Annotated in this window: 21 protein-coding genes; 19 read left to right on the forward strand and 2 right to left on the reverse strand. The window is 71.5% G+C overall.

Annotated features, from left to right (window positions below; translation table 11 throughout):
• The first annotated feature begins 7 nt into the window (after window positions 1-7).
• Together BCD49_RS02030 and cobA are read left to right on the forward strand one after the other, a co-directional pair.
• Window positions 8-289: a hypothetical protein gene (locus tag BCD49_RS02030; RefSeq protein WP_007519684.1), complete on the forward strand. Its 282-nt coding sequence runs from the start codon at window positions 8-10 to the stop codon at window positions 287-289.
• Between the two features lie 10 nt (window positions 290-299).
• On the forward strand, window positions 300-2,081 hold the full coding sequence (cobA, locus tag BCD49_RS02035; RefSeq protein ID WP_007519685.1) for a uroporphyrinogen-III C-methyltransferase: 1,782 nt from the start codon (window positions 300-302) through the stop codon (window positions 2,079-2,081).
• A 1-nt stretch (window position 2,082) separates the two neighbouring features.
• Here cobA and BCD49_RS02040 read toward each other — a convergent pair whose 3' ends face one another.
• On the reverse strand, window positions 2,083-2,478 hold the full coding sequence (locus tag BCD49_RS02040) for a sirohydrochlorin chelatase (protein WP_027140169.1): 396 nt from the start codon (window positions 2,476-2,478) through the stop codon (window positions 2,083-2,085).
• Window positions 2,479-2,665: 187 nt separating this feature from the next.
• Window positions 2,666-3,667, reverse strand: a complete 1,002-nt coding sequence (locus BCD49_RS02045) for an NAD(P)/FAD-dependent oxidoreductase (protein WP_007519687.1) — start codon at window positions 3,665-3,667, stop codon at window positions 2,666-2,668.
• A gap of 666 nt (window positions 3,668-4,333) precedes the next feature.
• Between BCD49_RS02045 and BCD49_RS02050 the strand changes: the two genes are divergently transcribed.
• The 17 genes from BCD49_RS02050 (at window position 4,334) to nuoL (ending at window position 23,630) form a co-directional block, all read left to right on the forward strand.
• Window positions 4,334-6,088 (forward strand): serine/threonine-protein kinase, encoded by a 1,755-nt coding sequence (locus BCD49_RS02050; RefSeq protein WP_442960457.1) that lies wholly within the window; start codon window positions 4,334-4,336, stop codon window positions 6,086-6,088.
• Window positions 6,089-6,139: 51 nt separating this feature from the next.
• The gene (locus tag BCD49_RS02055; RefSeq protein ID WP_007519876.1) at window positions 6,140-6,352 is read left to right on the forward strand and encodes a hypothetical protein; all 213 of its coding nucleotides are present in this window, start codon (window positions 6,140-6,142) and stop codon (window positions 6,350-6,352) included.
• A gap of 186 nt (window positions 6,353-6,538) precedes the next feature.
• The gene (mqnC, locus tag BCD49_RS02060; RefSeq protein WP_007519874.1) at window positions 6,539-7,675 is read left to right on the forward strand and encodes a cyclic dehypoxanthinyl futalosine synthase; all 1,137 of its coding nucleotides are present in this window, start codon (window positions 6,539-6,541) and stop codon (window positions 7,673-7,675) included.
• 24 nt (window positions 7,676-7,699) lie between these two features.
• Complete coding sequence (locus tag BCD49_RS02065; RefSeq protein WP_027140167.1) at window positions 7,700-8,452, forward strand: demethylmenaquinone methyltransferase; 753 nt, start codon at window positions 7,700-7,702, stop codon at window positions 8,450-8,452.
• 451 nt (window positions 8,453-8,903) lie between these two features.
• Window positions 8,904-10,232 (forward strand): geranylgeranyl reductase family protein, encoded by a 1,329-nt coding sequence (locus tag BCD49_RS02070; RefSeq protein ID WP_007519872.1) that lies wholly within the window; start codon window positions 8,904-8,906, stop codon window positions 10,230-10,232.
• A 187-nt stretch (window positions 10,233-10,419) separates the two neighbouring features.
• The gene (locus BCD49_RS02075) at window positions 10,420-10,782 is read left to right on the forward strand and encodes an NADH-quinone oxidoreductase subunit A (RefSeq protein ID WP_007519871.1); all 363 of its coding nucleotides are present in this window, start codon (window positions 10,420-10,422) and stop codon (window positions 10,780-10,782) included.
• Complete coding sequence (locus BCD49_RS46295) at window positions 10,773-11,606, forward strand: NuoB/complex I 20 kDa subunit family protein (protein WP_007519870.1); 834 nt, start codon at window positions 10,773-10,775, stop codon at window positions 11,604-11,606. The genes BCD49_RS02075 and BCD49_RS46295 overlap by 10 nt, the downstream gene beginning before the upstream one ends.
• A complete protein-coding gene (locus tag BCD49_RS02085; protein ID WP_007519869.1) occupies window positions 11,606-12,286 on the forward strand; it encodes an NADH-quinone oxidoreductase subunit C in 681 nt (226 codons plus the stop codon). The genes BCD49_RS46295 and BCD49_RS02085 overlap by 1 nt, the downstream gene beginning before the upstream one ends.
• Window positions 12,287-12,326: 40 nt before the next feature.
• Window positions 12,327-13,685: an NADH-quinone oxidoreductase subunit D gene (locus BCD49_RS02090; protein ID WP_007519868.1), complete on the forward strand. Its 1,359-nt coding sequence runs from the start codon at window positions 12,327-12,329 to the stop codon at window positions 13,683-13,685.
• Complete coding sequence (nuoE, locus tag BCD49_RS02095; protein WP_071041044.1) at window positions 13,685-14,506, forward strand: NADH-quinone oxidoreductase subunit NuoE; 822 nt, start codon at window positions 13,685-13,687, stop codon at window positions 14,504-14,506. Before BCD49_RS02090 ends, nuoE begins: the two co-directional genes overlap by 1 nt.
• A gap of 2 nt (window positions 14,507-14,508) precedes the next feature.
• The gene (nuoF, locus tag BCD49_RS02100; RefSeq protein ID WP_007519866.1) at window positions 14,509-15,825 is read left to right on the forward strand and encodes an NADH-quinone oxidoreductase subunit NuoF; all 1,317 of its coding nucleotides are present in this window, start codon (window positions 14,509-14,511) and stop codon (window positions 15,823-15,825) included.
• Between the two features lie 36 nt (window positions 15,826-15,861).
• A complete protein-coding gene (locus BCD49_RS02105; protein ID WP_071041045.1) occupies window positions 15,862-18,330 on the forward strand; it encodes an NADH-quinone oxidoreductase subunit G in 2,469 nt (822 codons plus the stop codon).
• Window positions 18,327-19,649 (forward strand): NADH-quinone oxidoreductase subunit NuoH, encoded by a 1,323-nt coding sequence (gene nuoH, locus BCD49_RS02110; RefSeq protein ID WP_007514765.1) that lies wholly within the window; start codon window positions 18,327-18,329, stop codon window positions 19,647-19,649. Before BCD49_RS02105 ends, nuoH begins: the two co-directional genes overlap by 4 nt.
• Before the next feature lie 3 nt (window positions 19,650-19,652).
• Entirely contained in the window at window positions 19,653-20,210 is a 558-nt protein-coding gene (gene nuoI / locus BCD49_RS02115; RefSeq protein ID WP_007514766.1) for an NADH-quinone oxidoreductase subunit NuoI, read from the forward strand.
• On the forward strand, window positions 20,210-21,067 hold the full coding sequence (locus tag BCD49_RS02120; protein WP_071041046.1) for an NADH-quinone oxidoreductase subunit J: 858 nt from the start codon (window positions 20,210-20,212) through the stop codon (window positions 21,065-21,067). The genes nuoI and BCD49_RS02120 overlap by 1 nt, the downstream gene beginning before the upstream one ends.
• Window positions 21,064-21,363 carry an NADH-quinone oxidoreductase subunit NuoK gene (nuoK, locus tag BCD49_RS02125; RefSeq protein WP_007514768.1) on the forward strand — a complete coding sequence of 100 codons (300 nt, stop codon included), beginning with the start codon at window positions 21,064-21,066 and terminating at the stop codon, window positions 21,361-21,363. The genes BCD49_RS02120 and nuoK overlap by 4 nt, the downstream gene beginning before the upstream one ends.
• Window positions 21,364-21,656: 293 nt before the next feature.
• Window positions 21,657-23,630 (forward strand): NADH-quinone oxidoreductase subunit L, encoded by a 1,974-nt coding sequence (gene nuoL, locus BCD49_RS02130; protein WP_007514769.1) that lies wholly within the window; start codon window positions 21,657-21,659, stop codon window positions 23,628-23,630.
• Window position 23,631: the final 1 nt, after the last annotated feature.

The raw sequence follows: 23,631 nt of genomic DNA on the forward strand, positions 1-23,631 counted from the left end.
GGGGAGCATGGCCAACGCCGGCAACCTCCTCGAGGAGCTGGAACGCCGCCTGCCGGACTTCGACGAGCCGATCGGCATCAACATCAACGGCTGCCCGAACGCCTGCGCACGCTTCCAGGTCGCCGACAGCCGGCTGGGTCGAGCGCGTCGACAAGTTCGGCACCAAGCTCGTCGTCGCCGCGTCGATGGCGAGGCCGTCCTCGTCGACATGCTCGCGAAGACCCGTGGGTTGGGTGGGAGCAATGCCCTTGGGGCGACTGGGCGGCGGGTTGGCGCCCTAGGTCGGTAACGTTCCGTGGGTGGCCAGCGGGGGGCGGAACGGCGCCGGGACCTCGTCGCGCTCGGGCGGCGCCGGGGGAGGGCGCCGTGGTCACGTCTGGCTGGTCGGCGCGGGCCCCGGCGACCCCGGCCTGATCACCGTGCGTGGTGCCGAACTCCTCGCGGGCGCCGATGTCATCGTCACCGACCTGGCGGCGGATGCCCCCCTGCACGGCTACCTCCGCGCCGGCGCCGAGATCGTGCGCGTCGGCCCGGATGGGGACGTGCGCGGCCAGGACGAGGCGAACGCGGTGCTGGTCGACCGCGCGCGTAGCGGTGCCCGGGTCGTGCGGCTCAAGGTGGGTGACCCCTACCTGCTGGGTCGGGGCGGCGAGGAGTCCGAGATGTGCGCGGCGGCCGGCATCGGCGTGACCGTCGTGCCGGGGGTGTCGTCCGCGCTCGCGGGTCCGGCCTACGCCGGCATCCCGGTCACCCACCGGGGCATCGCCCAGGACGTCGCGATCGTCGCCGGCCATCTGCCGCCGGGCCACCCGGACTCGACGGTGGACTGGTCGGCGCTCGTCTCGCCGTCGCTCACCGTCGTGATCATGATGGGGGTCGCGCACCTGGTCGCGATCGCGGAGGCGCTGCTCGCGGCCGGCCGCGAGCCGAGCACCCCGGTCGCCGTGGTGGAGCGCGCCACCACCCCAGCCCAGCGGGTGCTGCGCACCACGCTGGAGTCGCTGGGCGCGGACGCGGTCGAGACGGGGGTGCGGTCGCCGGCCGTGATCGTCGTCGGTGACGTCGCGGCCCGCATCGACGCCCGCGGCACGGCCTCCCGGCCAGCGTCGGCGCGTCCCCTCCCGCCGCGCCTCCCGGCGCCGGCCAGGACGAGAACGCGGTCATGGCCAGAACCGGGGCCAGAGCCGAATCCCGGGTCGAGGCCACAGCCAGGGTTGGGGCCAGGGCCGGGGCCTGACCGTGAGCAGGAGGAACGCGAGGACGTGGACAGGCGGGGTGCCCCGGAGGAGCGCGGTGGCCAGCCGGGCCGGCTGGCGCTGCCCACGGCGCCGGCGGACGGCGCCGCCTGCCCGCTGACGGGCATGCGGGTGCTGGTGCCGCGCACCAGGGACCGCCCCGGCCTGCTCGCGCGCGACCTGCGCCGCCAGGGCGCCGAGGTGGTCGAGACGGTGGTGTCGCGCCTGGCACCGGTACCGGACGCGGGCGCGCTCCTGGAGGCGCTGCCTGGCGCGGACGCGCTGGTGCTCGCTGACGCGGACGAGGTGTCCGCCGTGGTCACGCTGCTTCGTGGCGCCGGGCGGGACGTCCGGGCGCTCGCCGGCCTCACGCTGGTCTCCGCGTCCGAGTCCGCCGTGGCGGCCCTGGACGCGCTCGGGCTCGCGAACGTCCCGTCCTCGGCCCAGGTGCAGGTGGCACACGTCATAGTCCCCGAGATCCCGGTGACCGGCCTGCGGGTCGCCGTCTGCGCCGCCGCCGCGCCGCCGATGGGCGTCCGGACGGTCCGCCGGATCACCCTGCAGACCGACATCCCGGCGCAGGCGGACCCGATGATCGCCCACGAGCTTCGCCGCGCCGCGCTCCACGCCGTCGCGTTCGCCTCGTCCACGGCCGCCCGGGTGACCGCCGAGCTCTACGGCCCGCTGCCGCCCGGCCTCCTGGTGGCCGCGATGGGCCGGCGCACGGTCGTCGCCTGCCGCGAGGCCGGCATCCGGGTCGACGCGGTCGCCGACGAGCCCGGCATCGCCGGCCTCGTCACCGCCCTCTGCCGCCTGGCGGCGCCCCCCGAGGACCGCCAGACCTGACTTAGGGCAGGCGATCGGCGATGCGGGCCCGGACCGTCGCGACGACGCCGGGATGCAGGCCGAGCGGCTCGGTCACCGTCCAGGTGGTGTGTGGATGCCTCGCCTGGGCCGCCGCCAGCGCGTCCGGAATATCCCGTGCGGTGTGCTTTCCCGCGAACAGGAAGAACGGATGCGCGACGATCTCGGTACATCCGGCCGTGACCAGCGCGGCATACCCGTCGGCGATGTCCGGCCGCAGCACGTCCAGGAAGGCCGCCTCCACCGCGTCCCAGGCCGGCGATGTTCCGGTTGCGGTGTCAACCGTCGGCTCGGCCGCCAGCGCCGTCGCGAGGGCCCGCACGGTCGCGTTGGCCTCTTCCCGTCGCGACCCGTGCCCGATGACCAGCAGCCCACGCATGCCCCCAGTCTGCGCCGCCACACAGGCGTCGCCCCTCAGGGCACTGAAGATCGCCAGATCTGTAGCCGAATCCGAACTGCGAGCCTTCGTTAGTGCGGATTGCCATACAGATATGGCGATCAAGCGCACTCGCCACCGTCTGGTGGGCGGGCGTGGTCCCGGTGGCGATCAACCGCCGCGCGGGGCCTCAGGCGGCGGGGGTGCCGTCGTCGGAGCTGTGGCCGGGGAAGACCTTGAGGGACGGGTCGATGACCGGGGCCGCGTTGTTGACGGCGGTCGCGACCTCGCCGAAGCCGGTGGCGATCAGGCGGACCTTGCCGGGGTACTCGGTGATGTCGCCCGCGGCGAAGATGCGCTCGACGCCGGTGTACATCGTCGTGTCCACCACGATGTGCCGCTTGTCGATGTTGAGGCCCCAGCGGGTGAGCGGGCCGAGGTCGGCGGTGAAGCCGAGGGCCGCGACGACGGCCTGGGCCTCGCGGACCTGACGCTCGCCGGACTTGCTGTGCACCAGCTCGACCTTCTCGATCCGATCGTCGCCGGTGATGCTGGCGACCTCGGTGAAGGTGAGCACCTCGCAGGAGGACGCGTTCACGCGGTCGACGGTGTGCTGGTGGGCGCGGAACTTGTCCCGGCGGTGCACGATGGTGACCGACTTCGCCAGCGGCTCGAGTGCCAGCGCCCAGTCGAAGGCGCTGTCGCCGCCGCCGACGACCACGACGTCGAGGTCGCGGTAGTCGTCCAGGCGAGGCACGAAGTACACCAGACCCCGGCCCAGGTGCTCGGTGCCCGTCGGCAGCGGGCGCGGGGTGAAGGTGCCGAGGCCGCCGGTGATGACGATGACCTTGGCATGCACCCGCAGGCCCTGTGCGCTGGTCACCAGCACGCCATCCGGCTGGTGGTCGATCTCGGCGGCCTGGTGGCCGAGCAGGTAGGTGGGGTTGAACGGCGCTACCTGCTCCACCAGGGCGTTAACCAGCTCACGCCCACGAATGGCGGGAAAGCCTGCGACGTCGTAGATGACCTTCTCTGGGTACATGGCGGTCACCTGGCCGCCGGGCTCGGGAAGTGAGTCCATCAGCGCGACCGACATGCCGCGGAAGCCCGCGTAGTAAGCGCCGAACAGCCCGGCCGGGCCGGCGCCGACGATGAGCATGTCGACCGACTGGTCGACGGACGTGTCACCCATGCCGTATCTCCATCCGCTGGCAGCCGGGCTCCGGCCCTGGGGATCGCTCCGGGCCCGGCTGGGCCCGGACCACCGATGGCCCGACCGTGCCAGAGGGCCAAGGGCGTGCGGAAGTGATCTTCCTATGCACGCCCGGCGGCCGTTGCCCCAAGGATCTAATAGGACAACGCCCCGGCCCGGCGGAGTCCTTCCGCTCGGGCCGCCCAGGCTCCGGTTCGATGCCACTGGAGTACTCCTGGGCCCTCATACTGCCCGACGCCCGGGTCACGTGCCCTGATCCGGCTTGTCGGAGAGTCGGCCGGCTCGCGTCGCGCTGACCGCCGGACGTGGGCGGTAGCGCCCGCGGTGGTCGGCGGTGGCCGGTGGACTGTGACGACCGTCGCGCCTTTTGCGCTGGAAAGGTCAGAACTTAGACAAGTTGCCGGCGGGCGCTGGCCGGCGGGTTACCGTCGGCCAGTACAAGGCCAGAGGTCCAGGATCACCGTCCTCAGAAGACGGACTCAGGAGACCAGCTCAGGAGACGGGTTCAGTGGCCTGGTCCAGTGGTCTTCGGGAGCCTTCGGAAGCTTCAGGCCGCCAGGGAGTCGAGCGCCATGCGATCCGGATCATGGTCCGGATGTGCGGACGATCGTGGACGATAGAATGAGGTCGACGAGCGGGGTGCCAGTGTCGGAGCGATCGGTCTGGACGGAGCGGGCCGCGGGGCCGCCGGTTCCCGGTGAGCCGCTGCGCTCGTCCGACCCGCGCATGATCGGCCGGTACGAGCTGCTGAGCCGGCTCGGCGCCGGTGGGATGGGCGCCGTCTACCTCGGCCGGAACTCCAATGGCCGACGGGTCGCGATCAAGGTGATCCGCGGCGAGCTGGCCAACGACCCCGAGTTCCGGGCCCGATTCGGCGACGAGGTGACGGCCGCCCGGCGGGTCGCGCCCTTCTGCACCGCCGAGGTCCTCGACGCCGACCCGGACGCCCGGCAGCCGTACCTCGTCACCGAGTACATCGACGGCAAGCGGCTGGACACCGTCGTCGAGGAGTCCGGCCCGCTGGGTACGTCCACGCTGCAGGGCGTCGCCATCGGCGTGGCGAGCGCGCTGACCGCGATCCACGGCGCCGGGATCGTGCACCGCGACCTCAAGCCCAGCAACGTCATGCTGTCCTACTCGGGCCCCCGGGTGATCGACTTCGGGATCGCCCGCGCGCTGGACGCCGTCGCGAACCGGACCCGTTCCGGCATCGTGCTCGGGTCGCTCGGCTGGATGGCCCCCGAGCAGATGGAGGGCAGCCCGGTCGGGCCCGCCACCGACATCTTCGCCTGGGGCCTACTGATCGGCTACGCCGCGACGGGCGTGCACCCGTACGGCGAGGGCACCTTCTACGAGATCTCCGAACGGGTGCTCGTCGGCAAACCCGACCTCTCCGGCCTCCCGTCCGAGCTGCGCGCCGTCGTCGCCGCGACGCTGGGCCGCGACCCGCGGCTGCGCCCGTCGGCGGACCAGATCCTGCTGACGCTGCTGGGTGAGACCGGGCGGGGCAACGTCCGGGCGGCCGCGACCCGGGTGCTCGGCGGCACGTGGCCGGGCGTCGAGCAGAGCGCCGCCGGGCTCGACCCGACCCGGATCGGCGGCCCGACGGAGGCGCCCGCGCGCCACGGCGGTGGCGCCGCGGGCCGGCCGGGCGCCCGGGAACGGCCGGGCGCGGCGGCCGGGTACGGCGCCGCCGCCTACGGCGACGGGGCTTACCAGGGTGGGCAGGCCACCCCCCGCCAACCCGCCGGCTACGCCGGTGACGGACGCCACGGCCAGCCCGCCGACCCGCGCGCCGGTGGCCGCCAGGGTGGCGCCGGCTACGTGGCTGGCGCGGGTGCGGGCGGCGCGGTGGACCGGGCGGGTCGCGATGCCGGCCGCCGGCCCCGCGGCGGTGGCTACATCCGTTACGAGGAGCCGCAGGCTCCCGCGCCCGCCCCCGCCGCGCCGGCCAGGCGGCCGGCCGCCCGCGAGCCGGCGCCCTACCGGCCGCCGTACCAGCAGGCTCCGCCCGCGCCGGCCCGTCCGGCTCCGCCCGCGCCGCCGCCCGCGCCCGCTCCCGCGCCGACGCCGCGTCGCGAGCGCCCCGCTCGCCGCCGTCGCGGTTTCCGCCTCCGGATCCCGTTCAAGAAGACGATCATCTTCGTGATCATCGTCTTGCTCCTGCTCTCGGCGGCCGACCAGATCGCGAGCGCGATCGACAAGCAGCGCCAGGCGCTCTGGGACCGTGCCGTACACCGAGTGGAGCAGCAGATCGACGAGTGGCGCGGCAAGGCGACCAACATCGGCGATCAGCTCCCTGGCCAGATGAACCAGCTGCCTGGGCAGGTGCGTGACCGGTTCGAGGACAAATCGGGCGCTGGCGGCACTAGCGGTGCTTCGCCGGGCGGGACGCCCTGACCATTACCTACGCTGGGTAACGACAGTCCAGACAGAAAGTGTTCTGGGCGCATGATGAAGGCGCTTGGCAGGTACAACCCCGTCATGGCGAACTTCACGCAGCGGGTCTCGGAGATGCTGCACAACCCGAAGACCCAGGAGATGATCAACAAGGTCAAGTCGCAGGCGACCAAGCCGGAAAACAAGGCAAAGATCACGCACTTCAAGGACAAGCTCCGCGGCTTCGGCTCGTCCTCGTCTGATCGTGGTGGCCCTCGCTACTGACCCCGGATCCGCCCCTCCGCCCCGGCGCACGGCTGTGCCGGGGCGGAACGGGAGCCTTCGACCCGTGCGGTCGATCTGTGCAACCGATGTGTGCGGTCGATCCCACTGGGCCGCCGTGCCTTTGCGGACGAAGCCGGCGTCGAGGGTCGGGAAGATAGCATCTGGGCGGTGAGCGAGATCCGATCCATGCTGGCCCGGGCCGCCGATGGCGGCCGGATCACGCCCGAAGAGGCGCTGCTGCTCTACCTGCAGGCGCCGCTGCACGAGCTCGGGCAGGCCGCGGACGCCGTGCGCCGGCGCCGCTTCCCGGACGGCATCGCGACCTACATCATCGACCGCAACATCAACTACACCAATGTCTGTGTGACCGCCTGCAAGTTCTGCGCCTTCTACCGAGCGCCGAAGCACCCCGAGGGCTGGGTCCGCGACCTCGACGACATCGTCGCCAAGTGTGGCGAAGCGGTCGAGCTGGGTGCCACCCAGATCATGCTGCAGGGTGGCCACCACCCCGAATTCGGCATCGAGTGGTACGAGAACGCCTTCTCCGCGATCAAGGCCGCCTATCCCCAGTTGGCGCTGCACTCGCTCGGCGCGAGCGAGGTCGTGCACATCGGCCGCACGTCCGGGCTGACGCACGAGCAGGTCATCGTCCGGCTGCGTGACGCGGGCCTGGACAGCTTCGCCGGCGCGGGCGCCGAGATCCTCACCGAACGTCCGCGGGCCGCGATCGCTCCGCTCAAGGAGCCCGGCCACGTCTGGCTGTCGGTCATGGAGACCGCGCACGGCCTGGGCCTGGAGTCGACCGCGACGTTCATGATGGGCACGGGCGAGACCAACGCCGAGCGCATCGAGCACCTGCGGATGATCCGCGATGTCCAGGACCGCACCGGTGGCTTCCGCTCGTTCATCCCGTGGACCTACCAGCCGGAGAACAACCACCTGCGCGGCCGCACCCAGGCCACGACGTTCGAGTACCTGCGTCTGGTCGCGGTCGCTCGGCTGTTCTTCGACAACGTCGCGCATCTGCAGGGTTCGTGGCTCACCACCGGTAAGGAGGTCGGCCAGCTCACGCTGCACATGGGCGCCGACGACCTGGGCTCGGTGATGCTGGAGGAGAACGTCGTCTCCTCCGCCGGCGCGCGGCACCGCACCAACCGGTCCGAGCTGATCCAGCTGATCCGCGCGGCCGACCGGATCCCCGCCCAGCGCGACACCCTCTACAACCACCTGGTCGTCCACCGCGACCCGGCCGAGGACCCGGTCGACGAGCGCGTCGCCTCGCACTTCTCGTCCACCGCCCTCCCGCTCGTCCAGGCGAGCTGACCCGCGGTGGTGGCGGCAGAGCCCGTGCCTAGGACGGAGGCCGGTCGGGGGAAGCGCGCCGGCCTGGACAAGCGGCCGGACGAGGTCGCCGCGATGTTCGACCAGGTGGCGCGCCGCTACGACGTGACCAACGCGGTGCTGTCGGCCGGCATGGACCGCGGCTGGCGGCGGGCGACCGCGAAGGCGCTGCGCCTCGAACCGGGGCAGCGGGTGCTCGACCTCGCCGCCGGCACGGCGACCTCGTCGCGCGCGTTCGCCGCCGCCGGCACGGACGTGATCGCCTGTGACTTCTCCGTCGGGATGCTGCGCGCCGGCCAGGCCCGGCTCACCCGCCGGCCACCCGCGTCGGGGACCGTCCGGCTGGTCGCGGGTGACGGGCTCGCGCTGCCCTTCCCCGACGAGGCCTTCGACCGGGTGACGATCTCGTTCGGTCTGCGCAACGTCGCCGACGTGCCGACCTGCCTGGCCGAGCTGCGCCGGGTCACCCGCCCGGGCGGCCGGCTGGTCGTCTGCGAGTTCAGCCGGCCGACGTGGGGGCCGATGCGGCGGGTCTACCTGGAGTACCTGATGCGCGCGTTGCCCGCGGTGGCCCGCCGCGTCAGCAGCAGCGCCGACTCGTACGTCTACCTGGCCGAGTCGATCCGTGCCTGGCCAGCCCAGCCTGACCTCGCCGACGCCCTGAAGTCCGCCGGCTGGCGGCACGTCGGCTGGCGGAACCTCACGGCCGGCATCGTCGCCCTCCACCACGGCGACCGGGACAGCGCCGGCTCGTCCTGAGCCGGATGCCCGCCGTAACGGTGTGACGTGAATCTCGAAACGGGAGGCGGGCTCGCCCCACTTCGGTGACGGCGCCGTCGCAGCCGCCCCAGCTCAGTCGCCTCGTGGGGGCGAAAACGGCCGAGCCACCGGCGCCTGCCCGCGCCCGAAACCACCTTGGGAAGGCGCTTTGCGCCCGACGGGCGGGCGTGGGGGCAGGCGCTCGACGACTGCCCCCACGCCCGCCCCATCCTGGTTGATGCCAATGGCGGTGTGAGCGCCTACACTCGGCCGTGGCAGGACGCTCGTGAAGAAATTCACGAGCGCAGCGAGGAACGTGCGATCAACAGCCGGTGAACGGCCGAGTACGCATCGCTCCGACCCGGGATCCGCGGCGGAACAACGGATCTCCGGGAAAGGCGGATCAGGTGTGGAACCGGTTGGGTCGTCGGTTGCCGGTGGGGAGAATCGGGTGACGGAGATCACAAAGCGGTCGGATGGCGTGGCACGCGCCGGCGCCGATGCCGACGTGATCGTCGTCGGCGCCGGCCCCGCGGGCTCTGCGGCCGCCTACCACCTGGCGAACACCGGCCTGGACGTGCTGCTCCTGGAGAAGGCGTCCTTCCCGCGGGACAAGGTCTGCGGCGACGGGCTCACGCCGCGGGCGGTCGCGAGCCTGGTGCGGATGGGCATCAACGCTGGGACCAAGGGCGACGCCGCCTCGGCGGACTCCGGCTGGGCGCGCAACAAGGGCCTGCGCATCGTCGGCGGCGGCCTGCGCCTGGAGCTTCCGTGGCCGGAGCTCGCGAGCTTCCCCGACTACGGCCTGGTCCGGCCGCGCTCCGACTTCGACGAGCTGCTGGCCCGCACTGCCGAGAAGGCCGGCGCCCGGCTGCATGAGGGCACCACGGTCGCCGGCGCCGTTCGCGACGAGCGGACCGGCCGGGTGGTCGGCGTCACGGCCCGCGCGGGCACCGACCGCGAGCCGGTCACCTACCGCGCCCCGGTCGTCATCGCCGCCGACGGCAACAGCGCGCGACTCGCGCTGTCGCTGGACATCCGCCGCCGGGACGACCGGCCGCTGGGCGTCGCGGTGCGCCGCTACTACCGCAGCCCGCGCACCCACGACGACTACCTCGAGTCCCACCTGGAGCTCTGGGAGGGCAGGCCGAACGCGAGCCGGCTGCTGCCTGGGTACGGCTGGATCTTCGGCATGGGCGACGGGACGAGTAACGTCGGCCTCGGCATCCTGAACACCACCCCGGCCTTCGGCAACACCGACTACCGCGACCTGCTGCGCCGCTGGCTGGCCGCGTTGCCGCCGGAGTGGGGCTACACCGAGGACAACGCGACCGGCCCGGTTCGTGGCAGCGCGTTGCCGATGGGCTTCAACCGGACTCCGCACTACGCCGACGGCGTGCTCCTCGTCGGTGACGCGGCCGGGATGGTCAACCCCTTCAACGGCGAGGGCATCGCGTACGCGATGGAGTCGGGTGAGCTGGCCGCCGAGGTGATCGCGCAGGCGTTGGCCAGGACGAGCGACGCCGCCCGGGAGAAAGCGCTGCACCAGTACCCCGAGGCGGTGCGGGCCCGCTACGGCGGTTACTACACGCTCGGGCGGGTCTTCGTGAACCTCATCGGCAACCCGACCGTGATGCGGCTGGCCACGAAGTACGGGCTGCCGCACCCGGTGCTGATGAAGTTCATGTTGAAGATCATGGCGAATCTCACCGACCCACGGGGAGGTGATGCGCACGACCGGGTGATCAACGCGCTGTGCCGGCTGGCACCGAGCGCGTAGGGCCCCTGGGCGTGCGTGTAGAAAGCGAGAAAGCTCACCAGCCGCGGATGGCGAGGAATCGCCGCCGCGACCGGCGGGACGGCACCACCAAGACAGGCCTCCGGGGGAAGCGGTCCTGACCGGCCGGAGGCGGGCAGGAAGCCCGGCGCACCGCCGGCCACATTTTCTCTGGGGAGAGGAGCTCGGCATGCTCTCCAACTACGTGCCGATCCTCGTCCTGATCGCGATCGCCACGGCGTTCGCGGCCGGGTCGATCGTGATCAGCATGTTGGTCGGGCCGAAGCGGTTCAACCGGGCCAAGCTCGACGCCTATGAGTGCGGCATCGAGCCGGCACCGCAGGAGGCCGGCCCGCGCCGTTTCCCGGTGAAGTTCTATCTCATCGCGATGCTCTTCATCGTGTTCGACATCGAGATCATCTTCTTGTACCCGTGGGCGGTCGCCTTCGGCGGGCTCGGCGTGTTCGGCCTGGTCGAGATGGTGCTGTTCGTGGCTACGGTGTTCGTCGCCTACGCGTACGTCTGGCGGCGGGGAGGCCTGGAATGGGACTAGAGGAGAAGCTGCCCGGAGGCGTGCTTCTCGCCAGCGTCGAGAAGCTAGCGGGCCTGGGTCGCAAGTCGTCGCTGTGGCCGGTGACGTTCGGCCTCGCCTGTTGCGCCATCGAGATGATGGGGACCGGCGCGGCGCGGTATGACCTCGCCCGCTTCGGCATGGAGGTCTTCCGGGCCAGCCCCCGCCAGGCCGATCTGATGATCGTGGCCGGCCGGGTCAGCCAGAAGATGGCCCCGGTGCTGCGCCAGATCTACGACCAGATGGCCGAGCCCAAGTGGGTGCTCGCCATGGGCGTCTGCGCCTCCAGCGGCGGCATGTTCAACAACTACGCGATCGTGCAGGGCGTCGACCACATCGTCCCGGTCGACATGTACCTGCCCGGCTGCCCGCCGCGTCCCGAGATGCTGATGGACGCGATCATGAAGCTGCACCGGAAGATCCAGACCGGCCCGGTGTCCGGGAAGCTCGACCGCACCGAGATCGGCGAGTCGCCCTACCCGAAGCCGATCGAGGTCGCCACCGCCCAGTCGGCGCTGCCGGCGGGCAGCCTCGACACCCGGACGCTGTCGGTCAACGACCGCAAGCGCTTCAAGATGCCCGCCGACGCCCCGCTGCCGGTCGGCCGTGGCGCCGTCGAGCCCGCGGCCCTGGACGCGCGCCGCCCGGCCGCGGTCGCGCCGCCGTCGGTCTTCGGCCGGCGCAAGCAGCTCCCGGTCGTCGGGCAGCCGGCGACCACCGGCAGGCTCGACGAGCTGTTCGACGTCGAGCCGACCGACGACGTACACGGGCGGGACGGCGGACCGACCACCGAGGACCTGGGCTGATGAGCGAACTGGTACCGAACGGATCGGCGGCCGCGGGCGGCCGCCGCCACGACGCGTTCGGCGCGAAGGGTACGGGCGACACCTCAGGCTTCGGTGGCCTCGTCGCCCCGGCGCCGGTGCTGGGGTCCAGCGAGCGGCCGTTCGGCGACGACGAGGCGGACACGGTCTACGACGCGCTGGAGCGGGCGTTCCCCGGCCTCGACGAGGCGATCGAGCGGGTCGTGTTCGACCGGGGCGAGCTGACGCTGTACGTGCGCCGCGAGCACCTGCTCGCCGTCGGGCGCACCCTGCGCGACGACCCGGCGCTGCGCTTCGAGCTGCTGTCCTCCCTGTCCGGCGCGGACTACCTGGACGACCCGACCGGGCGGCGGCTGCACTCCGTCGTCCACCTGGCGTCGCTGACCTACCGGCGCCGGATCCGGGTGGAGGTGTCCGTGTCCGTCGAGGACCCGGTGATGCCGAGCCTCACCTCGCTGTGGCCGACGGCGGACTGGCACGAGCGGGAGACCTACGACTTCTTCGGGATCATCTACGAGGGTCACCACGCGCTGACCCGGATCATGATGCCGGACGACTGGGTGGGCCACCCGCAGCGCAAGGACTACCCGCTCGGCGGCATCCCGGTGGACTACAAGGGCGCCCAGGTGCCCCCGCCCGAGAAGCGTCGGAGCTACTCGTGACCCAGTTTTTGAACGCCCAGTTTTTGAACGAAGGTGCGTCATGACCGCCGACACGCACACCACGCCCGGGGCGAACCCCTACGAGGCTGGCTTCACCGAGGACGGCGCCAACCGGGTCTACACCGTCACCGGCGGGGACTGGGAGCAGGTGCTCGGCGCCGGCGAGGAGGGCGCCGAGCGGATCGTCATCAACATGGGCCCGCAGCACCCGTCGACGCACGGCGTCCTGCGGCTGGTCCTCGACATCGAGGGCGAGACGGTCCGCCAGACCAGGCTGGTCATCGGCTACCTGCACACCGGCATCGAGAAGAGCAGCGAGTACCGCACCTGGACGCAGGCGGTCACCTTCCTGACCAGGGCGGACTACCTCTCCCCGTTGTTCACCGAGACGGCCTACTGCCTGTCCGTGGAGCGGCTGCTCGGCATCACCGACCAGGTGCCGGAGCGCGCGACCGTCATCCGCGTCCTGGTGATGGAGCTGCAGCGCATCTCCTCGCACCTGGTCGGCCTGGCCACCTCCGGCATGGAGCTCGGCGCCACCACCGCGATGATCGTCGGTTTCCGTGAGCGCGAGAAGATCCTCGACCTGCTCGAGATGATCACCGGCCTGCGGATGAACCACGCCTACATCCGGCCCGGCGGCCTCGCCCAGGACCTCCCGGACGGCGCCGAGCGCGGGATCCGCGAGTTCCTCGTCGACATGCCGAAGCGGATCAAGGAGTACCACCGGCTGCTGACCGGCCAGCCGATCTGGAAGAACCGGCTGATCGACGTCAACTACCTGGACGCGTCGTCCTGCCTCGCCCTCGGCATCACCGGCCCGATCCTGCGGTCCGCCGGCCTGCCCTGGGACCTGCGCAAGACCATGCCGTACTGCGGCTACGAGACGTACGAGTTCGACGTCCCGACGGCCACCGAGGCCGACTCCTTCGCGCGCTACCTGGTGCGGCTGGAGGAGATGGGCGAGTCCCTGAAGATCATCGAGCAGTGCCTGGACCGGCTCGGCCGGCTTGGCCCCGGCCCGGTGATGGTCGCGGACAAGAAGATCGCCTGGCCGGCGCAGCTGTCGATCGGAAGCGACGGCATGGGCAACTCGCTCGACCACATCCGCAAGATCATGGGMACCTCGATGGAGGCCCTGATCCACCACTTCAAGCTGGTCACCGAGGGCTTCCGGGTGCCGCCAGGCCAGGTCTACACGGCCATCGAGGGCCCGCGCGGCGAGCTCGGCGTGCATGTGGTCAGCGACGGTGGGACCAAGCCGTTCCGCGTGCACGTGCGCGACCCAAGCTTCGTCAACCTGCAGGCTGTGCCCGCGATGACCGAGGGCGGACAGGTCGGCGACGTGATCGTCGCGGTCGCCTCGGTCGACCCGGTGCTCGGGGGAGTTGATCGCTGATGCCACTGACGGACGAGACCCGGGCCGCCGCCCGGGAGATTGTCGCCCGCTACCCCGTCGGCCGGCAGCGTTCGGCGCTGCTGCCGATGCTGCACCTGGTCCAGGCGGACGAGGGCTACGTGACCGCCGAGGGGGTCGAGCTCTGCGCGAGCGAGCTCGGGCTCACGGCGGCCGAGGTCAGCGCGGTCGCGACGTTCTACACGATGTACAAGCGCCGCCCGGTCGGCGACTGGCTGGTCTCGGTCTGCACGAACCTGTCCTGCGCGCTGATGGGCGGCCAGGAGGTCTACGACCGGCTCTCGGAGAAGCTCGGCGTCGGCCATGACCAGACGACCGCCGACGGCCGGGTCACCCTCGAGCACGCCGAATGCCTCGCGGCCTGCGACTACGCCCCCGTGATGACCGTCAACTACGAGTTCTACGACGGCGTCGACGAGGAGGCGGCCGAGGGCATCGTCGAGGCCCTGGCGCGCGGCGAGCGGCCCGTGCCCACGCGCGGTGGCCCGCTGTGCACGTTCGCCGAGGTCTCCCGCCAGCTCGCCGGCTTCGAGGACCCACGACCAGAGGGCGTCGCGGGCACAGGCTTCCTCGAGCCGTCGGTGGTGGGCCTCACGGTCGCCGAGCAGGCCGGCTGGCGCGGCGAGGTCGCGCACACGGAGCGGGCCGACGGCCCGACCGGCCCGGCCGGCCCTGCGCCCGTCGGCGACGTGCTGCCGGGCAAGGCGCCCGCGGACGGCGCCCGGTCCGGTGTCAGCCCGGCCGCGGGCRCCCCGACCACGACATCGGCCGCTCCTGCCGCTACGAAGTCAAAGGGGGCGTGACGATGCCCGTCACCCCGGTTCTCACCGCGCGCTGGAAGGTCCCCGGCATCTGGACGCTCGACACGTTCGAGCGCCACGGCGGTTACGACTCGGTGCGCACCGCGTTCGGCATGGGCCCGGACGACATCATCAAGCTGGTCAAGGACTCCGGCCTGCGCGGCCGCGGCGGCGCTGGCTTCCCGACCGGGATGAAGTGGAGCTTCATCCCGCAGGGCGACGGCAAGCCGCACTACCTGGTCATCAACGCCGACGAGGGCGAGCCGGGCACCTGCAAGGACGCCCCGCTGATGATGACCGATCCGCACTCGCTGATCGAGGGAATCATCGTCGCCTCGTACGCGGTGCGGGCGAACCGGGCGTTCGTCTACGTCCGCGGCGAGCTGGTGCACGCCGCCCGGCGGCTGCGCAACGCCGTCGTGGAGGCGTACCGGGCCGGCTACCTCGGCCAGGACATCCTGGGTAGCGGCTTCGACCTCGACCTGGTGATCCACTCCGGTGCCGGTGCGTACATCTGCGGCGAGGAGACGGCCCTGCTCGACTCGCTCGAGGGCCGCCGCGGCCAGCCTCGGCTGCGCCCGCCGTTCCCGGCGACGCACGGGCTCTACAACTCGCCGACGGTCGTCAACAACGTCGAGACGATCGCGTCGGTGCCCTTCATCGTCAACAACGGCGTCGACTGGTTCCGCTCGATGGGCACCGAGAAGTCGCCCGGGCCGAAGATCTACAGCCTGTCCGGCCACGTCACCCGGCCCGGGCAGTACGAGGCCCCGATGGGCACGACGCTGCGCGAGCTGCTGGAGATGGCCGGCGGCATCCGCGGCGGCCGCGCGCTCAAGGCCTGGACGCCCGGAGGCTCGTCGACGCCGATGCTGACCGCCGAGCACCTCGACGTCCCGCTGGACTTCGACGGCGTGCAGGCCGCCGGCTCGCTGCTCGGCACCGCCGCGCTCATGATCATGGATGACACGGTGGACATGCTCAAGGTCGTCCGCCGGCTCACCCAGTTCTACGCGCACGAGTCCTGCGGCAAGTGCACGCCGTGTCGTGAGGGCACCACCTGGATGGTGCAGATCCTGTCCCGGATGGAACGCGGGCAGGGCGACCCGAGCGACATCAACACGCTGACCGACGCCTGCGACAACATCTTCGGCCGGGCGTTCTGCGCGCTCGCCGACGGTGCGGTCTCGCCGATCGTCTCCGGCATCAAGCACTTCCCGGAGGAGTTCGCCGCGGCGGCCCAGCCGCGGCCCGCGGCCCCGGCGCAGGACTCCGCGGGCGGCGTCGTCACCGGGCCTGCCGCCCTGGCGGGGGCGCACTGACATGGGAACGTCACTGATCATGGGAGCGGTCGGAATATGACTGTCACCGCGGACGCCTCGGCCGGACCGGGCGGGCCTCCCGCCCCGCCGCCCGACCACGTCACGCTGACCATCGACGGGCTGCCGGTCAGCGTCCCGAAGGGCACGCTGATCATCCGGGCCGCCGAGCTGCTGGGCATCGAGGTCCCCCGGTTCTGCGACCACCCGCTGCTCGACCCGGTCGGCGCGTGCCGGCAGTGCATCGTCGAGGTGGAGGGCCAGCGCAAGCCGGTCGCCGCCTGCACGACGACCGTCGCCGCCGACATGGTCGTCAAGACGCAGCTGACGTCCCCGGTCGCCAGCAAGGCGCAGGCCGGCACGATGGAGTTCCTGCTCCTCAACCACCCGCTGGACTGCCCGGTCTGCGACAAGGGCGGCGAATGCCCCCTGCAGAACCAGGCGATGGCCAACGGCGGCAGCGAGTCGCGGTTCAAGGAGGAGAAGCGGACCTACCCGAAGCCGCTCGCCATCTCCTCGGAGATCCTGCTCGACCGGGAGCGGTGCGTGCTGTGCGCCCGCTGTACCCGGTTCTCCGAGCAGATCGCCGGTGACCCGTTCATCGAGCTGTTCGAGCGGGGCGCCGCCGAGCAGGTCGCGGTGGCGGGCGACGAGCCGTTCGCGTCCTACTTCTCCGGCAACACGGTGCAGATCTGCCCGGTCGGCGCGCTCACCAGCGCCGCCTACCGGTTCCGCTCCCGCCCGTTCGACCTGGTCTCCACGCCGACGGCGTGCGAGCACTGCGCGTCGGGCTGCTCGCTGCGCACCGACCACCGGCGCGGCACGGTGATGCGCCGCCTCGCCGGCGACGACGGCGCGGTGAACGAGGAGTGGAACTGCGACAAGGGCCGGTTCGCGTTCACCTACGCGCGCCAGGCCGACCGGCTGACCACCCCGCTCATCCGGGACGACGAGACCGGCGAGCTGGTCGAGGCGAGCTGGACCGAGGCGCTCGACTACGCCGCGCGCGGTCTGGCCGAGACCCGCGACCGCTACGGCGTCGGCGTGCTGGCCGGTGGCCGGCTCACCCGTGAGGACGCCTACGCCTACGCGAAGTTCGCCCGGCTGGCGCTGCGCACCAACGACATCGACTTCCGGGCCCGGCCGCACTCGGCCGAGGAGGAGGCGTTCCTCGGGCACGCGGTCGCCGGCACCGGCATCGGCGTCACCTACGCCGACCTGGAGACCGCGCCCACCGTCCTGCTCGTCGCCTTCGAGCCGGAGGAGGAGTCGCCGATCGTCTTCCTGCGGCTGCGCAAGACGGTCCGCAGGCTCGGCACGGCCGTCTACTCCGTCGGCCCGGTCGCGACCCGCGCGCTCGGCAAGCTCGCCGGCACGCTGCTGCCGGTGGCGCCGGGCGGCGAGGCCGACCTGCTCGCCGGCATCGCCGGCGCCCGGCCCGGCCCGGACGGCGAGCTCGCGGCCGGCGTCGCGGAGGCGCTGCGCAAGCCGGGCGCGGTCATCCTGGTCGGCGAACGGGCCGCCGAGGCGCCCGGCACGCTGACCGCTGCGCTGCGCCTGGCCGAGGCGACCGGTGCCCGGCTCGGCTGGGTGCCGCGCCGGGCCGGCGAGCGCGGCGCGCTCGCGGCCGGCGCCTTCCCGTCGCTGCTGCCCGGTGGCCGCCCGGCCGCCGACCCGGCCGCGCGCGCCGAGGTCGAGGCGGTCTGGGGGACCCAGGTCCCCGGCGCCCCCGGCCGGAGCACCGCCGAGATCCTCGCCGCCGCGGCTCTCGAGAACGCCGGGCTCGACGCCCTGGTCGTCGCGGGTGTCGACGTCGAGGACCTGCCGGACCCGGCCGCGGCGCTCGAGGCGCTCGCGTCCGTGCCGTTCCTGGTCTCGCTGGAGATCCGCCGCTCGGCCGTCGCCGAGGTGGCCGACGTGGTGTTCCCGGTCGCCCCGGTCGCGGAGAAGGCCGGCTCGTTCGTCGACTGGGAGGGGCGGCTGCGCCCGTTCCAGCGGGCGCTGGAGACCCTGGCGCTGCCGGACCTGCGGGTGCTGCACCTGCTGGCCGCGAAGATGGGCGTCGACCTCGGCGTCCCGGACGTCGGCGCCGCCGCCCGCGAGCTCGCCGCGCTCGGCCGGGCGGGAACCGCGGTCGCCCGGGTGCCCRCACCCGCCGCCTCGGCCGCCGCGCCGGTCACCCCGCCCGCGGGGCAGGCGGTGCTCGCGAGCTGGCACCAGCTCATCGACGACGGCGCGCTGCAGGCCGGCGAGCCCTACCTCGCCGGTACCGCCCGCCCGGCCGTGGCGCTGCTCTCGGCGGCGACCGCCGCCGAGACGGGCGTGGCCGCGGGTGGCCCGCTGACCGTCAGCACCGAGCGGGGATCGGTCACGCTCCCGGTGGAGATCGTCGACATGCCCGATCGGGTGGTCTGGGTACCGACCCACTCGCCCGGCTCGCACGTCCGCCGGGCGCTGGCCGGGTCCACCGGCGGCATCGTGAAGATCACGGCCGGAGGTGTGGCATGAGCGGATCGGTTTCCACGGTGCTGCTCGCCGCGGGCAGCACCGGCGCCGACCCCGACCTGAGCAGGTTCGGTTCGGACCCGTTCTGGCTGGTCCTGATCAAGGGCGTGGCGGTCTTCGCCTTCCTCATGATCATGACGCTGTTCGGCATCGTGTTCGAGCGCAAGGTCGTCGCCCGCATGCAGGTTCGGCTCGGCCCGAACCGGCACGGGCCGAAGGGCTGGCTGCAGAGCCTCTTCGACGGCGTCAAGCTGATGCTGAAGGAGGACATCATCCCGGCGCTGGCGGACCGGCCGGTGTTCCTCCTCGCGCCGCTGGTGTCGGTGATCCCGGCGTTGATCGCGTTCGCCGTCATCCCGTTCGGCCCCGAGGTCTCGATCTTCGGTCACCACACCATGCTGCAGCTCGCGGACCTGCCGGTCGGCGTGCTMTACCTGCTGTCGGCGGCGTCGCTCGGGGTGTACGGGCTGATCCTGTCCGGCTGGTCCAGCGGGTCGACGTACCCGCTGCTCGGGTCGCTGCGGTCGGCCGCGCAGATCATCTCCTACGAGATCGCGATGGGCCTGGCGTTCGTCGCGGTGTTCATGTACTCCGGGACGCTGTCGACCTCGGGCATCGTGGAGAGCCAGCACGACTGGTGGTACATCGCGCTGTTCCCGTCGTTCGTGATCTACATGATCTCGATGGTCGGCGAGACGAACCGGACGCCGTTCGACCTTCCCGAGGCCGAGGGCGAGCTGGTCGGTGGCTTCCTCACCGAGTACAGCTCGATCAAGTTCGCGTTCTTCTACCTCGCCGAGTACGTCAACCTGGTCACCGTCTCGGCGGTCATGACGACGCTGTTCCTCGGCGGCTGGCAGCCCCCGCCCATTCCGGGGCTGTCGGGTCTCGACCACGGCTGGGTCCCGCTGATCTGGTTCATCGTCAAGCTGCTGATCGTGATGTTCTTCTTCGTCTGGCTGCGCGGCACRCTGCCCCGGCTGCGCTACGACCAGTTCATGAGCTTCGGCTGGAAGATCCTCATCCCGGTCGGGCTGGTCTGGGTGCTGTTCATCGCGGCGCTGCGGACGATGCGGGACAACAACACCTCGGGCCTGCGTCCCTGGCTGATCGCCGTCGCCGTCATCCTCGGCCTGTTCGTCGTCGCCGAGTTCGCGTTCGGCGGCCGGCGGGGTGCGGACGACGACGAGGACGAGGAAGACGTCGGGCCGCCGAGCCTCGAACGCATCCCGTGGCCCCCGCCCGCTGAGAACGGCGCCGCGAACCCCGCCGCGCCACCCATCGTCGTGCCGGCTGGCCCGCGCCAGCGTCAGGAGAGCTGAACAATGGGCTCCTTCGATTTTTTCAAGGGCTTCGGCCTCACCTTCGGCAACATGTTCCGCAAGCCCGTCACGGAGTCGTACCCGGAGGAGAAGAAGGAGACGGCGCCGCGTTTCCACGGCCGTCACCAGCTCAACCGGCACCCGGACGGGCTGGAGAAGTGCGTCGGCTGCGAGCTGTGCGCGTGGGCCTGCCCGGCGGACGCGATCTACGTCGAGGGCGCCGACAACACCGATGAGGAGCGCTTCTCACCGGGCGAGCGGTACGGCAAGGTCTACCAGATCAACTACCTGCGCTGCATTATGTGCGGGCTGTGCATCGAGGCCTGCCCGACCAGGGCGTTGACCATGACGAACGAGTACGAGCTCGCCGATGACAGCCGGAACGACCTGATCTTCACCAAGGAGCAGCTGCTCGCGCCGCTACGGGAGGGGATGGAGGCAGCGCCCCACCCGATGTACCTCGGTGACAGCGAGACCGACTACTACCGCTGGGACCCGAACACACCGTTGCCCGCCTTCCAGGAGCTGGCGCGCGACGGCGGGTCCGGTTCGGAGCACTGATGGACCCGCACCTTCTCGCCGCGGCGGCGCCGATCACCAGCACCTCGGGTGGTGAGGCGCTGACCTTCTGGATCATCGCTCCGATCGCCGTGCTTGGCGCGCTCGGCATGGTGCTCGCGAAGAACGCCGTGCACGGCGCACTGCTGTTGGTCGCCAACCTGTTCTGTGTGGCGGTCTGTTATCTGCTGCAGGACGCGCCGTTCCTCGGCTTCGTGCAGATCGTGGTCTACACCGGCGCGATCATGGTGTTGTTCCTGTTCGTGCTGATGCTGATCGGCGTCGACTCGACCGAGTCCCTCGTCGAGACGCTGCGCGGGCAGCGGCTGGCGGCGGCCGTGCTCGGCCTCGGCTTCGCGGGCCTGCTCGTCTTCCCGCTAGGGAAGGTCATCAAGGGGCAGCCCGCGKCCGGTGTCGCGGACGTGAACAAGGCCGGCGGTGGCAACATCCACGCCATCGCCCGGCTGTTGTTCACCGACTACGTGTTCGCCTTCGAGGCGGTGTCCGCGCTGCTGGTCATCGCGGCCGTCGGCGCGATGATCCTCAGCCACCGCGAGCGGACCGGGCCGAGGCCGTCGCAGAAGGAGACCCTGCGCAGGCGGTTCGAGAGCGGCGGGGTGCTCACTCCGCTGCCCGGCCCCGGCGTGTACGCGCGGACCGACTCGGCCGACCAGCGGCCGATGCTGCCTGGTGGCTCGAACGGCCTGGTCGGCGGCGCGCCGTCCGAGCTGGCGCCCGGCGGCGACGCGGTCGGCGGCGATGCGCCCGGCGGCGAGGACCCATCCGGCCCGGACGCCACGGGGCCCGGCGCGGCTGACGGTACGGCGCCGGTCGGCGCCGGGAAGGGGAGCGGACTGTGAACCCGGGGAACTACCTGGTGCTGTCCGGGCTGCTGTTCGCGATCGGCGCGGTCGGGGTGCTGGTCAGGCGCAACGCGATCGTCGTGTTCATGTGCGTCGAGCTGATGCTCAACGCCGTGAACCTGTCGCTGGTCACCTTCTCCCGGATCCAGGGCAACCTCGAGGGCCAGGTCATCGCCTTCTTCGTGATGGTGGTGGCCGCTGCCGAGGTCGTCATCGGGCTCGCGATCATCCTGACGATCTTCCGAACGCGCAGGTCGGCGTCGGTCGACGACGTGAACCTGCTGAAGTACTGACGGGCCAAAGGGCGTGCGAAAATGATCCTCTTCGTACGTCCGGCGGCCTTGCCTCTGAGGTGCTGACGGGCCTACGGGCGCGCGGAAGAGATCTTCTCCGCACGCCCGGCGGCCGTTGCCTCTGGAAGTACTGACGGGCCCAGCCCGTCCAGCCGCCCCACAAGTGATCCGGACTAGGCCGACGCAGGCGCGCGACGCGTGCGCGCCGCCGGCTAAGCGAAGAACGGACGAACTGCAGTGAAGCTGGAAGTCCTCGACGGCGTTACGCCGTCGCACCTCGGGACCGGTCCGCGATGACGCCGGAGCTTCCCGCGGCCGCCGAGGGCGGCGCCGTGCACTACGCCGCCGCGAGCGGTGCGTTCTCGCTGACCTGGCTGCTCATCGCGCTGCCGCTGGCCGGCGCCCTGGTGCTGCTGCTCGGCGGGAAGCGCACCGACAGGTTCGGCCACGTGCTCGGCACGCTCGCGGCACTGGCGAGCTTCGTCGTCGGCCTGGTCGTCTTCTTCACTCTCGTCGGCCGGGACGGCTCGGACCGCGCCGTCTCCCAGCATCTGTTCACCTGGATACCGGTGAACGGGTTCCAGGTCGACGCGGGGCTGCTCGTCGACCAGCTCTCGGCCGTCTTCGTCCTGCTGATCACCGGTGTGGGCACGCTGATCCACGTCTACTCGATCGGCTACATGGCCCACGACCCGGGCCGGCGGAAGTTCTTCGCCTACATGAACCTGTTCCTCGCCTCCATGCTGCTGCTGGTGCTGGGGAACAACTTCCTGTCGCTGTACGCCGGTTGGGAGCTCGTCGGCCTCTCCAGCTTCCTGCTCATCAAGTTCTGGGAGTACAAGCCGGCGGCGGCCACCGCGGCGAACAAGGCCTTCTACATGAACCGCGTCGGCGACGTCGGCCTGGCGATCGCGATCATGTTCATGTTCAGCACGCTCGGCTCCACGAGCTATGACCACGTCTTCACCGCCGCCGCGGGCGGCGGCATCGGCCAGGGCACCATCACCGCGATCGCGCTGCTGCTGCTGCTCGGCGCCTGCGGCAAGTCCGGCCAGTTCCCGCTGCAGGCCTGGCTCCCGGACGCCATGGAGGGCCCGACCCCGATCTCCGCGCTCATCCACGCGGCGACGATGGTCACCGCCGGTGTCTACCTGATCGCCCGGTCGGCGCCGATCTTCAACGAGACGCAGGACGCCCGCACGGTCGTCGTCATCATCGGCGCGGTCACCATCCTCATCGGGTGCGTGATCGGCTGCGCCTACGACGACATCAAGAAGGTGCTCGCCTACTCGACGGTCAGCCAGATCGGCTACATGTTCCTCGCCGTCGGGCTCGGGCCGGCCGGCTACGCCCTGGGCATCGCCCACCTGCTCGCGCACGGCTTCTTCAAGGCCGGCCTGTTCCTCGGCTCCGGCTCGGTCATCCACGCGATGGACGACGAGCAGGACATGCGCAGGTACGGCGGCCTGTGGAAGTACATGAAGGTCACCTGGGTGACGTTCGGCCTCGGCTACCTGGCCATCATCGGCTGCCCGCCGTTCTCCGGCTTCTTCACCAAGGACAAGATCATCGAGACGGCGTTCGACAAGGGTGGGACATCGGGCTACATCCTTGGGATCGTCGCCCTGCTCGGCGCCGGGATCACCGCCTTCTACATGACGCGGCTGTTCCTGATGACCTTCCACGGCAAGGCGCGCTGGTCCCACGAGGGTGAGGACGCGAAGCACCCGCACGAGTCGCCCGTCACGATGACCGGCCCGATGATCCTGCTGGCCGTCGGCTCGGTGGCCGCCGGAGCGCTGCTCGTCCTCGGTGGCACCCTGCAGGACTGGCTGGCCCCCGTCGTCGGCGAGCACGGCGAGGCCGACCACACGATCTCGCCGACGGTGCTCACGCTGCTCACCCTGGTCGTCAGCGCCGGCGGCCTGGCCGGCGCCGTCCTGCGCTACCAGCTGCGCCCGGTGGACGCGGTGGCCAAGCCCGACGCCGCGGTCAGCCCGCTCACCGTCGCCGCCCGCCACGACCTGTACGCGAACACCTTCAACGAGGCCGCGTTCATGATCCCGGGCAACTACCTGGTCCGCTTCCTGGTCTGGTTCGACAAGATCATCATCGATGGCCTGGTCGGCGGGACCGCGGCGGCCATCGGTGGCCTGTCCGGCCGGCTACGGCGCACCCAGACCGGCTACGTCCGCACGTACGCACTTTCGATGTTGGGAGGCACGGTCCTCGTGGTCGGTGCCCTTTTGTTGGTGAGGGCGGGCTGAC

Source organism: Pseudofrankia sp. EUN1h (assembly GCF_001854645.1).
Taxonomy (GTDB): domain Bacteria; phylum Actinomycetota; class Actinomycetes; order Frankiales; family Frankiaceae; genus Pseudofrankia; species Pseudofrankia saprophytica.

What these genes read in the sequence shown, in the direction of transcription:
- BCD49_RS02030 (WP_007519684.1), top strand. Translation starts at nt 8, where the DNA reads ATGGCCAACGCCGGCAACCTCCTCGAGGAGCTGGAACGCCGCCTGCCG.
- BCD49_RS02040 (WP_027140169.1), bottom strand. Translation starts at nt 2,478, where the DNA reads ATGCGTGGGCTGCTGGTCATCGGGCACGGGTCGCGACGGGAAGAGGCC.
- BCD49_RS02045 (WP_007519687.1), bottom strand. Translation starts at nt 3,667, where the DNA reads ATGGGTGACACGTCCGTCGACCAGTCGGTCGACATGCTCATCGTCGGC.
- BCD49_RS02055 (WP_007519876.1), top strand. Translation starts at nt 6,140, where the DNA reads ATGATGAAGGCGCTTGGCAGGTACAACCCCGTCATGGCGAACTTCACG.
- mqnC (WP_007519874.1), top strand. Translation starts at nt 6,539, where the DNA reads ATGCTGGCCCGGGCCGCCGATGGCGGCCGGATCACGCCCGAAGAGGCG.
- BCD49_RS02075 (WP_007519871.1), top strand. Translation starts at nt 10,420, where the DNA reads ATGCTCTCCAACTACGTGCCGATCCTCGTCCTGATCGCGATCGCCACG.
- BCD49_RS46295 (WP_007519870.1), top strand. Translation starts at nt 10,773, where the DNA reads ATGGGACTAGAGGAGAAGCTGCCCGGAGGCGTGCTTCTCGCCAGCGTC.
- BCD49_RS02085 (WP_007519869.1), top strand. Translation starts at nt 11,606, where the DNA reads ATGAGCGAACTGGTACCGAACGGATCGGCGGCCGCGGGCGGCCGCCGC.
- nuoF (WP_007519866.1), top strand. Translation starts at nt 14,509, where the DNA reads ATGCCCGTCACCCCGGTTCTCACCGCGCGCTGGAAGGTCCCCGGCATC.
- nuoI (WP_007514766.1), top strand. Translation starts at nt 19,653, where the DNA reads ATGGGCTCCTTCGATTTTTTCAAGGGCTTCGGCCTCACCTTCGGCAAC.
- nuoL (WP_007514769.1), top strand. Translation starts at nt 21,657, where the DNA reads ATGACGCCGGAGCTTCCCGCGGCCGCCGAGGGCGGCGCCGTGCACTAC.